The sequence below is a fragment of the Streptomyces sp. 1114.5 genome (assembly GCF_003635085.1).
Classification (GTDB): Bacteria; Actinomycetota; Actinomycetes; order Streptomycetales; family Streptomycetaceae; genus Kitasatospora.
In genome coordinates, this window is record NZ_RBXE01000001.1 from 4835622 (window position 1) to 4848751 (window position 13130).

The following is a 13130-nucleotide window of genomic DNA, read 5'->3' on the forward strand; positions in this document are numbered from 1 at the left end:
GCTGTGGAACGTCGGGGCGGCAGTAGCTCTGGCCTGGCGTGAAATGAAGTGTTAACGCTAACAAGGGTGGCGTCAAGAGCCCTTGGATCACTGTTGGATAGCGGTGTGCGGCCGGTGCCCTGCACCCGGTGCGGCTGGACGCACTCCACCCGAACGGGAGGTCCGGCCGGGGTCCGGGAGGCGAGGGCGCGGTGAATCGTCGGTGAACGCCGGGTTCCGGTCGGGCCCGGAGTGGGTATGCGGCCCTCGGCCCCCGCCCTCGACGGTGTGACCCGGCCTCCGACGGTGTGATCCGGTCAACGGCCGGGAAGGCGTCGGAGTGTCGGGAGCAAGCGGGTCCGCGACGTCCGGACCGGCTCCATTTGGCGGTTCGGGCGAACCGGTGAGCGCTCACCTACCGCAATGGCCACATGTGGCCGGCGTGAACGGCTGGTAAGAAGGTAGCCGCCCGATGGACCGAGGGTGACGGATCGGCCCGGACCCGGTCGCGTACTGTGGTCGGCAGCCGAGGAGGGGACTACGCGTGGGAACCGAGAACGCCGGGACGGAACAGCGCCAGCCAGTGATGGCGGACGTGGCGAAACTGGCGGGGGTGTCCCATCAGACGGTGTCCCGGGTGCTCAACGGCGCCCCGCACGTCCGGCCGGACACCAGGGACCGGGTGCTGGCCGCCATCCGGGAGCTGGACTACCGGCCCAACTCCGCCGCCCGCGCCCTGGTCACCCGCCGCTCGCAGACCCTCGGCGTGGTCAGCTTCGAGTCGACGCTCTACGGGCCGGCCTCGATGCTGGACGGCATCGAACAGGCCGCGCGCAGCGCCGGGTACTTCGTGAGCGTGTCCAGTCTGCGTTCGCTGGACGGCCGTTCGGTCCAGGAGGCCGTCGACCGGCTGCGCGACCAGGGGGTGGAGGGCGTCGTGGTGATCGCGCCGCAGACCTCCTCCGTCAGCGCGGTGGCCCGGCTCTCCAGCTCGGTGCCGGTGGTCGCGGTCGGCTCGGGCAACCAGAGCCAGGTGCCCATGGTGTCGGTGAGCAACCGCTTCGGTGCCGGAGAGGCCACCGGGCACCTGCTCGACCTGGGCCACCGCACCGTGCACCACGTGGCCGGGCCGGCCAACTGGCTGGAGAGCCAGGACCGCGAGGAAGGGTGGCGCCGCACGCTGCTGGCGGCCGGAGCCCCCGTGCCGGAGGTGCAGCGCGGCGACTGGAGCGCGCGCTCGGGCTACCAGGCGGGGCTGCGGCTGCTGGAACTGCGCGACGTCACCGCCGTGTTCTGCGCCAACGACCACATGGCGCTCGGGCTGCTGCGCGCGCTGAACGAGGCCCGCCGGTCGGTCCCGGAGGAGATCAGCGTGGTCGGCTTCGACGACATCCCGGAGGCCGCCTACTTCACCCCGCCGCTGACCACCATGCGGCAGGACTTCGCCGAACTCGGCCGACGGGCCCTGGAGATGCTCGTCGGGGCGCTGGAGGGCACTGCGCCCTCCCCGGCCCATGTGCAGATCACTCCGGAGATGGTGCTGCGGCGCAGCGCGGCCCCCGTCTCCGGGCGTTGAACGGCCGTCGGGGCCGCCGACGGCGCTGCCGACGGGTTTAGCCGCCGCGCTCCTGACCCCCCACCCCCTCGCTCCGCAGGTGGCTGCTCGACCAGGGAACTTCTCTTGACATGGGTGTTGTTAGCGTTAACAATCCCTGTGAGCGTTAACAGAGACGCCTCCCAACTCCGCCGGCCGAGCGCTGACACCCGCTTCCCAGCGCTCGGCCGGTGGCCCCTCGTTCCGCCCTTCATGAGGGAGAGGTAGCGGAACGGAGCCTGTCGCCGGTGTGCTCCCCCCTGCCCCGGTCACGGACCACACCGGCGACGGGCGACACCATCTGTTCACGGCGTCAACGCCGTTCCCCCGTACGAAGGATGAGCACGTGACCGTCAATCCTGCCGCCCCCGAGCCGGACCGCTACGTCGTCGGCATCGACTTCGGCACCCTCTCCGGCCGCGCCGTGGTAGTCCGGGTGCGGGACGGCGAGGAGGTGGGCACCGCCGTCCACGACTACCCGCACGCCGTCATCGAGCGCGAACTGCCCGGCACCGGCCGGGCGCTCCCGCCCGACTGGGCGCTGCAGCACCCCGGGGACTGGCGCGAGGTGCTGCGCACCGCCGTGCCGGCCGCGATCGCCGCCGCCGGCGTCGACCCGGCGCAGGTCATCGGCATCGCCACCGACTTCACCGCCTGCACCGTCCTGCCGGTGCTCGCCGACGGCACCCCGCTCGCCGAGACGCCTTCCTGGGCGACCCGCCCGCACGCCTGGCCCAAGCTCTGGAAGCACCACGCCGCCCAGGGCCAGGCCGACCGGATCAACGCCCTGGCCCACGCCCGCGGCGAGAAGTGGATCTCCCGCTACGGCGGCCGGATCTCCGCCGAGTGGCAGTACGCCAAGGCCCTCCAGGTCCTGGAGGAGGACCCGGCGGTCTACGCCGCGACCGCCCGCTGGATCGAGGCCGCCGACTGGATCGTCTGGCAGCTCACCGGCGCCGAGAGCCGCAACACCTGCACGGCCGGCTACAAGGGCATCCACCAGGACGGGAGTTACCCGAGCGAGGACTACCTCGCCGCGCTCCACCCGGACTTCGCCGACTTCGCCCGCACCCGCCTGGAACACCCGCTCTCCCCGCTCGGCTCCCGGGTCGGCTCGCTCACCGCGGAGGCCGCCGAGTGGACCGGCCTGCCCGAGGGCATCGCGGTCGCCGCCGGCAACGTCGACGCCCACGTCGCCGCCCCGGCCGCCCGCGCCGTCGACAACGGCCGGCTCCTCGCCATCATGGGCACCTCCACCTGCCACGTCGTCAACGGGGCGACGCTCGCCGACGTCCCCGGCATCTGCGGCGTGGTCGAGGACGGCATCGTCGCCGGCTCCTACGGCTACGAGGCCGGCCAGAGCGCCGTCGGCGACATCTTCGCCTGGTGGCTGCGCCAGGGCGTGCCCGCCGACTACCTGGCCGAGGCCGAGGCCGACGGCGGGGACCTGCACAAGCTGCTCACCCGCAAGGCCGCCGCCCAACCCGTCGGCGCGCACGGCCTGGTGGCGCTCGACTGGATGAACGGCAACCGCTCCACCCTGGTCGACCACCACCTGTCCGGCGTGATCGTCGGCCTCACCCTGGCCACCCGCCCCGAGGAGGTCTACCGGGCCCTGCTGGAGGCCACCGCCTTCGGCACCCGCGTCATCGTGGAAGCCCTGGAGCGCGGCGGCGTCCCCGTCACCGAGTTCATCGTCACCGGCGGCCTCAAGAAGAACGCCCTGCTGATGCAGATCTACGCCGACGTGCTGCGCCGCCCGGTCTCCGTCGCCGAGTCGGAGCAGGGCCCCGCACTCGGCTCGGCGATCCACGCGGCCGTCGCCGCCGGGGCGTACCCCGACGTACGGACCGCGTCCGAGGCCATGGGCCGGCTGCAGCAGGGCGCCTACCGGCCCGACCCGGCCGCCGCCGACGTGTACGACCGGCTCTTCGCCGAGTACCGCGCCCTGCACGACCACTTCGGCCTCGGCGCCGACAAGCTCCTGCACCGCCTGCGTGACATCCGGAACGCCGCCCTCACCACCCCGAGCGAGGCCTTGTGAACGCGACCGAAGCGACCATCGACCTGATCCGCCGCCAGGTCAGCGACCTGCACCAGGAGCTGGTCCGCTACAACCTGGTGGTCTGGACCGCCGGCAACGTCTCCGCGCGCGTCCCCGGCGAGGACCTGCTGGTGATCAAGCCCAGCGGCGTCTCCTACGAGGAACTGACGCCGCAGAACATGATCGTCTGCGATCTGGACGGCAACGTCGTCGAGGGCGAACACGCGCCCTCCTCCGACACCGCCGCGCACGCCTACGTCTACCGCCACCTGCCCGAGGTCGGCGGAGTGGTCCACACCCACTCCACCTACGCCTGCGCCTGGGCGGCCCGCGGCGAGGCCGTCCCCTGCGTGCTCACCGCGATGGCCGACGAGTTCGGCGCCGAGATCCCGGTCGGCCCGTTCGCCCTGATCGGCGACGACTCGATCGGCCGGGGCATCGTGGACACCCTCAAGGGCCACCGCTCACCCGCCGTCCTGATGCAGAACCACGGCGTGTTCACCATCGGCAAGGACGCCAAGGCCGCCGTGAAGGCCGCCGTGATGTGCGAGGACGTCGCCCGCACCGTCCACCTCTCCCGCCAGCTCGGCGAGCCCCTGCCGATCGCCCAGGCGGACATCGACAGCCTCAACTTCCGCTACCAGAACGTCTACGGCCAGCCCCAGGGCCGGTGAGGAGCCACCCCATGAAGAAGCCACTGCCCGGCCGCCGGGTCTGGTTCCTGACCGGCAGCCAAGGGCTCTACGGCGAGGACACGCTGCGCCAGGTCGCCGAGCAGTCCCAGCGGATCGCCGAAGCCCTGAACCGGGACCTCCTCCTGCCGGTCGAGGTCGTCTGGAAGCCCGTCCTCACCGACGCCGCGGCGATCCGCCGGATCTGCCTGGACGCCAACTCCGCCGACGACTGCATCGGCCTGATCGCCTGGATGCACACCTTCTCCCCGGCGAAGATGTGGATCGCCGGCCTGGACGCCCTGCAGAAGCCGCTGCTCCACCTGCACACCCAGGCCGATGTCGAACTGCCCTGGCAGACCATCGACATGGACTTCATGAACCTGAACCAGGCCGCCCACGGCGACCGCGAGTTCGGCTACATCCAGTCCCGCCTCGGCGTGCCCCGCAAGACCGTCGCCGGACACGTCAGCGACCCGGCCGTCTCCGGCCGGGTCGCCACCTGGGCCCGCGCCGCCGTCGGCCGCGCCGAACTGCGCGACCTCAAGCTCGCCCGCTTCGGCGACAACATGCGCGACGTCGCCGTCACCGAGGGCGACAAGGTCGAGGCCCAGCTGCGCTTCGGCGTCTCCGTCAACACCTACGGCGTCAACGACCTCGTCGCCGCCGTGGACGCGACGGAAGACGGCGACGTCACCGCACTGGTCAAGGAGTACGAGGACCGCTACCGCCTGGTGCCCGAGCTGCGGGCCGGCGGGGAGCGCCACGAGTCGCTGCGCTACGCCGCGCGGATCGAACTCGGCCTGCGCGGCTTCCTGGAGCAGGGCGGCTTCCGGGCCTTCACCACCAACTTCGAGGACCTCGGCGGACTGCGCCAGCTGCCCGGCCTCGCCGTGCAGCGGCTGATGGCCGACGGCTACGGCTTCGGCGGCGAGGGCGACTGGAAGACCGCCACCCTGCTGCGCACCCTCAAGGCGGCCGCCACCGGACTGCCCGGCGGCACCTCCTTCATGGAGGACTACACCTACCACCTGGAGTTCGGCCGCGAGCTGATCCTCGGCGCCCACATGCTGGAGGTCTGCCCGAGCATCGCCGCGGCCACCCCCTCCTGCGAGATCCACCCGCTCTCCATCGGCGGTCGCGAGGACCCGGTCCGGCTGGTCTTCGACGCCGCGCCCGGCCCCGCCGTGGTGGTCGGCCTGGCGGACCTCGGGGACCGCTTCCGGCTGGTCGCCAACGAGGTCGACGTGGTCGAGCCGCCGGCGCCGCTGCCCAACCTGCCCGTCGCCCGCGCCGTCTGGAAGCCGCGCCCGGACCTGCACACCTCCACCGAGGCCTGGCTGACGGCCGGCGCACCGCACCACACCGTGCTCTCCGGCGCGCTCGGGGTCGAGGAACTGGAGGACCTCGCCGAGATGATCGGCGTGGAACTGCTGGTGATCGACGACGACACGAACATCCGCCGGTTCACCAAGGAACTGCGCTGGAACCAGGCCTACCACCGGCTCGCCCAGGGCCTGTGAGACCCCTGCCGGGCCGACGCTGCCCGCCGGCCCGGCAGGCGCCGCCCGTCCTCCACCGGCCCCGCAAGAACGGAGAAACCCCGTGCCGAGCGACGCACTCGTGTCCCCGGGCGAACTGACGGTCAGCCAGGAGGTCGCCGCCACCCTGCCGGACGGCCGGACCGTCACCCGCTGGACGATCGGCTCACCGGAGGGCCTGACGGCGGAGGTGCTCGACCTGGGCGCCCGCCTCCAGGCCCTGCACACGCCGGACCGGCACGGAAGGCGGGCGAACGTCGTCCTCGGCTGCGACGGCGTCGAGGACCTGCTCGGCGAGGCCGCCTACCTCGGCGCCACGGTCGGCCGCTACGCCAACCGGATCGCCGACGGCCGGCTGCCGATCGACGGGACGACGCACCGGCTGGTGACCCAGCCCACCGGCCACACCCTGCACGGCGGAACGGACGGCTTCGCCACCCGGCTCTGGGACGGGGTCCCCGTCCGGGAGGGCAGGCGGGCCGGAGTGCGCCTGCGGCTGCACAGCCCCGACGGCGACCAGGGCTTCCCCGGGGCGCTCACCGCCGAGGTGACGTACCTGCTCGACCCGGCCGGTGCGCTCTGGATCGGCTACCGGGCGACCACGGACGCCCCGACCGTCGTCAACCTCACCAACCACGCGTACTTCAACCTGGCCGGCGAGGGCAGCGGAACGGTGCTCGACCACCTGCTCCGGGTGGAGGCCCCCGGGTACCTGCCGGTCGACGGGGAGCTGATCCCGACCGGCCCGGTCGCCCCGGTCGCCGACACGCCCTTCGACCTGCGCGAGGCCCGACGGATCGGAGACCTGGTCGACGGCCCGGACCCGCAGCTGCGCCAGGCCGGCGCGGGCTTCGACCACAACTGGGTGCTCGACGGGAACGGGTTCCGCAGGGTCGCCGTGCTGAGCCACCCGGCCAGCGGCCGGCGGGTGGAGTGCCTCACCACGGAACCGGGGCTGCAGGTCTACACCGGGAACCACTTCGACGGCTCGCTGACCGGCCGCTCCGGCCGCCCGTACCGGGCCTACGCGGGCATCGCGCTGGAGACGCAGCACTTCCCGGACTCGCCCAACCGCCCCGAGTACCCCTCCACCGTCCTGCGCCCGGGGGAGGAGTTCCGCTCGACGACGGTCTACTGCTGCTCGGCGGAGTAGCGGACCCGCCGGCGGGCGGTGAACGGGGGGCGGTGGGCCGGACGGGGCCCGCCGCCCCCTTCGCGTTGTCGCTCAGCGCGCGCCGAGGAGGTGTTCGAGGGCGAGCTGGTCCAGCTGCTCGAAGGCCATGCCGCGCCGGGCGGTGGCCTCGACGTCGAACTCCTCGAAGGCGGAACGGTCGGCGAGCAGGCCGGCCAGGCCGTCCCCGGCCGTGGGCAGGGCCAGTTCGGGCAGCCGGGAGGCGGCGAGGGCGGCCTGCACCTCCGGGTCGGCCCGGAAGGCGCGCGAGCGCTCGGCCAGCAGCAGGTAGTTGCGCATGCAGCCGGCCGCCGAGGCCCAGACGCCGTCGAAGTCCTCGGTGCGCGGCGGCTTGAAGTCGAAGTGGCGCGGGCCGTCGTAGCCGGCCGACTCCAGCAGGTCGACCAGCCAGAAGGCCTGCCGGAGGTCTCCCGCGCCGAAGCGCAGGTCCTGGTCGTACTTGATGCCGGACTGGCCGTTGAGGTCGATGTGGAACAGCTTGTCGTGCCACAGGGCCTGGGCGATGCCGTGCGGGAAGTTGAGCCCGGCCATCTGCTCGTGGCCCACCTCCGGGTTGAGGCCGACCCGCTCGGGCCGCTCCAACGCGTTGATGAACGCCAGGGCGTGGCCGACGGTGGGCAGCAGGATGTCGCCGCGCGGCTCGTTGGGCTTGGGCTCGATCGCGAACCGCAGGTCGTAGCCCTGCTGCTCGACGTACTCGCCGAGCAGGTCGAAGGCCTCCTTCAGCCGGTCCAGCGCGGTGCGCACGTCCTTGGCGGCGCCGGACTCCGCGCCCTCGCGACCGCCCCAGGCCACGTAGACGGAGGCGCCGAGCTCCGCGGCCAGGTCGATGTTGCGGATGGTCTTGCGCAGCGCGTAGCGGCGCACGTCGCGGTCGTTGGCGGTGAAGGCGCCGTCCTTGAAGACGGGGTGGGTGAACAGGTTGGTGGTCGCCATCGGGACCTTCAGCCCGGCGGCGTCCAGCGCGGCGCGGAAGCGCTTGACGGTCTCCTCGCGGGTGGCGTCGTCCGCGCCGAAGGGGATCAGGTCGTCGTCGTGGAAGGTGACGCCGTAGGCGCCGAGCCCGGCGAGCCGCTGCACGGTCTCGACCGGGTCGAGGGCGGGACGGGTCGCGTCGCCGAAGGGGTCGCGCCCCTGCCAGCCGACGGTCCACAGGCCGAAGGTGAACTTGTGCGCGGGGGTGGGGACGAGCGGGTCGCTGGACATGGCACGGCTCCGGATCGGTGCGGAAGGGTGTTTGTCAGGGCTCTCAACAAATTAGTATGCCGGGACGTCAGAAGGAACCCCATCGGAGGAACGCATGGCTGAGCAGCGTGTCGTGATCGGCGTCGACAGCTCGACCCAGTCCACCAAGGCCCTCGCCGTCGATCTCGACACGGGCGCGGTCCTGGGCGAGGGCCGCGCCCCGCACACCGTCAGCGAGGGAGCCGGCCGGGAGAGCGACCCGGAGCAGTGGTGGCGGGCGTTCGAGGAGGCCACCGCGGCGACGGGCTGGGCCGGGCGCGCGGCCGCCGTCTCGATCGGCGGCCAGCAGCACGGGCTGGTCACCCTCGACGCGACCGGCGCACCCGTCCGCCCCGCCCTGCTCTGGAACGACGTCCGCTCCGCCCCCCAGGCCGCCGAGCTGCGGGCCGCCATCGGCGCGGCGGAACTCGCCGACCGCACCGGCAGCGTCCCCACCGCCGCCTTCACCGCCCCCAAGTGGGCCTGGCTGCGCGCCCACGAGCCCGCCGCCGCCGAGCGCGTCACCGCCGTCCGCCTGCCGCACGACTTCCTCACCGAACGGCTGACCGGAGAGGCCGTCACCGACCGGGGCGACGCCTCCGGAACCGGCTGGTGGGGGCCGGACGGCTACGACAAGGACGTCCTCGACCGCATCGGCCTCGACCCGGCCCTGCTCCCGCAGGTCCTCACACCGGGCGCGCCGGCCGGCGCCGTCCGCCCGGGGACGGCGCTGCGCCCGGGGATCCCGGTGGCCGCCGGAACCGGCGACAACATGGCCGCCGCCCTCGGGCTGGGCCTGCGGCCCGGGCAGCCGGTGCTCAGCCTCGGCACCTCCGGGACGGTCTACGCCGTCGGCCGGAAGCGGCCGACGGACCCGAGCGGCACCGTCGCGGGCTTCGCCGACGCCCTCGGCGGCTGGCTGCCGCTCGCCTGCACGCTCAACTGCACCCTCGCCGTCGACCGCTTCGCCGCCCTGCTCGGACGCGGGCGCGAGGAGGTCGAGGACGGCGGCACCGTCGTCGTCCTGCCCTACCTGGACGGCGAGCGCACCCCGGACCTCCCGGGCGCCTCCGGCCTGGTCCACGGGCTGCGCCACGACACCACCCCCGGGCAGCTGCTCCAGGCCGCCTACGACGGCGCCGCCCACGCCCTGCTCGCCGCCCTGGACGGCGTGCTGCGCGCGAGCGGCACGGACCCGGCGGGCGACGAACCGCTGCTGCTGATCGGCGGCGGCGCCCGCGGCCGCACCTGGCAGCGGACCGTGCTGCGGCTCTCCGGCCGGGCCGTCCGGGTGCCCGACGCCCGGGAACTGGTCGCGCTCGGCGCCGCCGCCCAGGCCGCCGCCCTGCTCACCGGCGAGCCCGCCGACGCGGTGGCACGCCGTTGGCGCACCGCCGACGGCCCGGTGCTGGAGCCCGTGGCCCGGGACGCGGCCGCGCTCGAACGGATCGGCGATACCCTGCGTCGGGCCGGGGCCTTGCAGGGAGCCCCGGCCGGGGACCGGTAGGAGGGGGCGCGCGTGACAGTGGTCGGCACAGCGAGGAACAGCCAGGGCGGCGGGCCCGCGTCGCAACAGGACATGCGGCGGCGCAACCTCTCGGTGGTCCTCGGCGCGGTCAGCGCTCACGACCCGCTCGCCCGGCCGCTGTCCCGCGCCGACGTCGCCGGCCGGGTCGGACTGACCAGGGCGGCCGTCTCCTCGCTGGTCGACGAACTGATCGGACGGGGTGCGCTGACCGAGGCGGAGACCGCGCCCGACGGACGGGTCGGCCGCCCCGGGCGTGCGCTGTCGGTGCGCGACCGGGGCCCGGCCGGCCTCGGTCTGGAGATCGGCGTCACGCACCTCGGCGCGTGCGTCGTGGACCTGCGCGGCGAACCCCGGGTCTGGCGCCGGGTGGACCGGGCCAACGCCGGCCGACCGGCAGAGCAGGTCCTGGCGGAGACCGCCGCCCTGGCCGCCGAGGCGGAGGCCGAGGCCCGCGACCTCGGACTGCGTGTCGAGGGCCGGGTCCTGGCCGTGCCCGGGGTGGTGCCGAACGGACCGGCCGGGCGGGTCGAACGCGCGCCCAACCTCGGCTGGCACACCGTCCGCATCGCCGACCACTGGTCCGACCCCGGCACCGTGCCCGAGCCGGAGAACGAGGCCAATCTCGGGGCGCTGGCCGAGTACTGGAACGCCGAGCAGGCCGAGCAGACCTTCGTGCACGTCTCCGCGGACGCCGGGATCGGGGCCGCCCTGGTCATCGACGGGCGGTTGTTCCGCGGCGCCCGCGGCTTCGCCGGCGAGCTCGGCCACGTCCCCGTCCATCCGGACGGCGTCCGGTGCGCCTGCGGCGCGCGCGGCTGCCTGGAGCAGTACGCGGGCCAGGCGGCCGTGCTGCGCGAGGCCGGCCTCGCGCAGCACGGCCCGGGCGCGGCCGGTCCCGCGGAGGCCGGCGACCCGGTCGCCCTGCTGGCCGATCGGGCCGCCGCCGGACATGCGCCGACCCTGGCGGCGCTGGACCGCGCGGGCCGGGCCCTGGGCCTCGCCCTCGCCTCCGCCGTCGACCTCATCGACCCGGACGGCCTCGTCCTCGGCGGCACCTACGCCGAACTGGCCGAGTGGCTGCTGCCGCCGGTCCGGGCCGAACTCGGCGAGCGGGTCACCGTCCGGCCCTGGGCGCCGGAGGCGCTGCGCCCGTCCGCCCTGGGTCGGCGCGGGCCCGTGCTGGGCGCGGCGCAGACCACGGTCCGCCGGATCATGGCGGACCCCACGCTGCTGCCGGTCGGCTGACCCGGGGCCGGGAGCGGGAGGCCCGGCGCGCCCGGGCCTGCTCCGCGCGCGGTCAGTGGTCAGGTCAGTGGTCAGTCGTGGTCGACCACGACCGCCCCGTACACCTCCATACGCTGTAACCCGTGCGGTTGGATCCACAAGAACTCGCGCAAGAGCCAAGCCGAGTTCGTCTCGGACAAATGCGATGAATTGCCTCGTGTTAGCGCCACCACGAGTCGGCCACCCGTCGGAAGTCGTTCCGAATGAGGTTGTGAGAACTCTTGACGAACCTTTCGATAGGGCGGCTAATTAATCCCCCGAGGGCGGCCTGGATCCTGTCCGGCGAGCAGCGCTACCGCGACTGGATCGTCGACTACGTCGGCGCCTGGCGGGAGCGCACCGAGGCGAACGGCGGTCTCATCCCGGACAACGTCGGCCCGGACGGGGTCGTCGGCAGCCGGCTCGAAGGACGCTGGTACGGCGGCCACTACGGCTGGTCCTGGCCGCACGGCTGGCACAGCGTGGGCCACGCGGCCTGCGTGGCGGCGCTCGCCGCCGCGGTGAGCACCGGGGAGGACGACTACCTCGCGATGGTCGGCACCTCGCTCGACGAGATCATCTCCCGGGCGAAGGTGATGCCCTTCGCCGAGGCGGACTCCAGCCTGCCGTCCAAGTGGGCGGTCGAACTCGGCCCGGACCGCGACCGGCCGACGCTCCACCTCCCGTTCCGGCGCAACGACTCGGGCTGGTTCGACTACAACCCGGTCACCCTGCCGGTGCCGATGGCGCTGTGGCACCACACCGCCTCGGACACCGACCGCGCCCGCATCGAGCGACTGCGCGAAGCGGACGAGCTCGACTGGAGCACGGTGCGCCCGTTCCGGGCCAAGGAGGAGTCCGGGCACGAGAAGGCCTAGGGCCTGTCCGGCGGATCTTGTCGGATCAGCGCGCGGCTCCCCCAGCCTTCGGCCGGGAGGTACCCCCACTTCGCGCCCGTCTGGGCGTGCGCCCGAATCGCCCTCGTACTGGGTGTACTTGGACGATTCGGGCGTGCGTCCAGGCGGGATGATCCGGCGTCGTGCGCCCGGCAAGATCCGCCGGACAGGCCCTAGTTCGCCTTCCTCGCCGGTGACGACCCCGGCTACCCCGAGCGGATCCTCGCCGCCGCCCAGGCGCAGGTCCGCCACCGGCTGCGGCGGATCGAGCGTTACCGCGACCTGGAGGTGGAGGAGGCCGACATCCACGTGTGGCAGCAGTGCAACCCGGTGGCCACCGAAGCCCTCGTCCAGCTGACCTGGGGCGGCCCCCAGGTGCTCTACAACGGCGGCCTCCAGCAGGCCCGGCTGCGCTACCACGACGCCGAGGCCCGCCGCGCGGGGCTGCCGCAGGACGTGGCCGCCCTGGTCACCTCCATCGACCCCGAGGCGACCATGGTCGAGTTGGTGAACCTCTCGCCAGACAAAGATCGGACCATTATCCTTCAGGCGGGCGCCTTCGCGGAGCACAGCATCACCTCGGTCCGGTACACGACGTGTGCGGACGAGGGCTGGATCGGCGACATGTACGACTACGGCCACACCGAGCCGGTGGTCGGCGAGTCGGAAGCCACCTGCCATGACGCCTACCTGACGGTGCGGATGCCCGCCTCCACCCGGATCCGGCTGACGCTCCGGCTGGAGCTGCGCACCCGGACCCCCGGCTATCGTTCGCCCTTCGGTGCCTCGGTCGAGGTGTCGAACGTCCAAACATCGGAGGAATCTGCATGAGGCGCTTCGCCCAGACCATCAGGCTCCGCCCCGAGCACCGGGAGAAGTACCTCGAACTCCACTCCGCCGTCTGGCCCGGAGTCGAGGCGGCCCTCCACCGGGCGCGGATCCGCAACTACAGCATCTACCTCCACGGCGACGTGCTGTTCGCCTACTTCGAGTACCACGGCGAGGACTTCGACGCCGACATCGCGGAACTGGAGGCCGACCCGGTGACCCAGGAATGGTGGAAGCTCACCGACCCCTGCCAGGAGCCCTGGCCCGACCGCGGCGACTCCCGCCAATGGACCGAACTCGCCGAGGTCTGGCACCTGGGCGAACCCGGCGAGCACACCGCCGGCTGACCAGACCCGCACCGGACCGACCA

9 protein-coding genes and 2 pseudogenes are annotated in these 13130 nt (G+C 73.4%); 10 read left to right on the forward strand and 1 reads right to left on the reverse strand.

All coding sequences use genetic code 11. The features are described from left to right. Positions 1–523: 523 nt before the first annotated feature. The 5 genes from BX285_RS21495 (at position 524) to BX285_RS21515 (ending at position 6982) form a co-directional block, all read left to right on the forward strand. Entirely contained in the window at positions 524–1555 is a 1032-nt protein-coding gene (locus BX285_RS21495) for a LacI family DNA-binding transcriptional regulator (RefSeq protein ID WP_257032948.1), read from the forward strand. 364 nt (positions 1556–1919) lie between these two features. Then, complete coding sequence (locus BX285_RS21500; RefSeq protein WP_259470624.1) at positions 1920–3617, forward strand: ribulokinase; 1698 nt, start codon at positions 1920–1922, stop codon at positions 3615–3617. Continuing rightward, entirely contained in the window at positions 3614–4291 is a 678-nt protein-coding gene (locus BX285_RS21505) for an L-ribulose-5-phosphate 4-epimerase (RefSeq protein ID WP_218893142.1), read from the forward strand. The genes BX285_RS21500 and BX285_RS21505 overlap by 4 nt, the downstream gene beginning before the upstream one ends. Before the next feature lie 11 nt (positions 4292–4302). Beyond that, positions 4303–5811, forward strand: coding sequence for an L-arabinose isomerase (araA, locus tag BX285_RS21510; protein WP_121176510.1), 1509 nt, complete (start codon positions 4303–4305; stop codon positions 5809–5811). Positions 5812–5893: 82 nt separating this feature from the next. Beyond that, the gene (locus tag BX285_RS21515) at positions 5894–6982 is read left to right on the forward strand and encodes an aldose epimerase family protein (protein WP_257032950.1); all 1089 of its coding nucleotides are present in this window, start codon (positions 5894–5896) and stop codon (positions 6980–6982) included. A 72-nt stretch (positions 6983–7054) separates the two neighbouring features. Here BX285_RS21515 and xylA read toward each other — a convergent pair whose 3' ends face one another. Further along, positions 7055–8227, reverse strand: a complete 1173-nt coding sequence (gene xylA / locus BX285_RS21520; protein ID WP_121176512.1) for a xylose isomerase — start codon at positions 8225–8227, stop codon at positions 7055–7057. Between the two features lie 94 nt (positions 8228–8321). Between xylA and xylB the strand changes: the two genes are divergently transcribed. From xylB to BX285_RS21545, 5 genes and pseudogenes are all read left to right on the forward strand, one after another. After that, complete coding sequence (gene xylB, locus BX285_RS21525; protein ID WP_121176515.1) at positions 8322–9752, forward strand: xylulokinase; 1431 nt, start codon at positions 8322–8324, stop codon at positions 9750–9752. A gap of 72 nt (positions 9753–9824) precedes the next feature. Further along, the gene (locus tag BX285_RS21530; RefSeq protein ID WP_121176517.1) at positions 9825–11018 is read left to right on the forward strand and encodes an ROK family transcriptional regulator; all 1194 of its coding nucleotides are present in this window, start codon (positions 9825–9827) and stop codon (positions 11016–11018) included. Positions 11019–11323: 305 nt separating this feature from the next. Beyond that, positions 11324–11998: pseudogene (locus BX285_RS21535) on the forward strand (hypothetical protein); the annotation flags it as partial. Between the two features lie 111 nt (positions 11999–12109). Further along, positions 12110–12763, forward strand: a pseudogene (locus tag BX285_RS21540) (hypothetical protein); the annotation flags it as partial. After that, positions 12760–13107 (forward strand): L-rhamnose mutarotase, encoded by a 348-nt coding sequence (locus BX285_RS21545; protein ID WP_097239487.1) that lies wholly within the window; start codon positions 12760–12762, stop codon positions 13105–13107. The pseudogene BX285_RS21540 and the gene BX285_RS21545, both read left to right, overlap by 4 nt. The last annotated feature ends 23 nt before the right edge of the window (positions 13108–13130 follow it).

Coding starts and splice junctions, on each gene's coding strand:
- araA (WP_121176510.1), top strand. CDS start 4,303: ATGAAGAAGCCACTGCCCGGCCGCCGGGTCTGGTTCCTGACCGGCAGC.
- xylA (WP_121176512.1), bottom strand. CDS start 8,227: ATGTCCAGCGACCCGCTCGTCCCCACCCCCGCGCACAAGTTCACCTTC.
- xylB (WP_121176515.1), top strand. CDS start 8,322: ATGGCTGAGCAGCGTGTCGTGATCGGCGTCGACAGCTCGACCCAGTCC.
- BX285_RS21530 (WP_121176517.1), top strand. CDS start 9,825: ATGCGGCGGCGCAACCTCTCGGTGGTCCTCGGCGCGGTCAGCGCTCAC.
- BX285_RS21545 (WP_097239487.1), top strand. CDS start 12,760: ATGAGGCGCTTCGCCCAGACCATCAGGCTCCGCCCCGAGCACCGGGAG.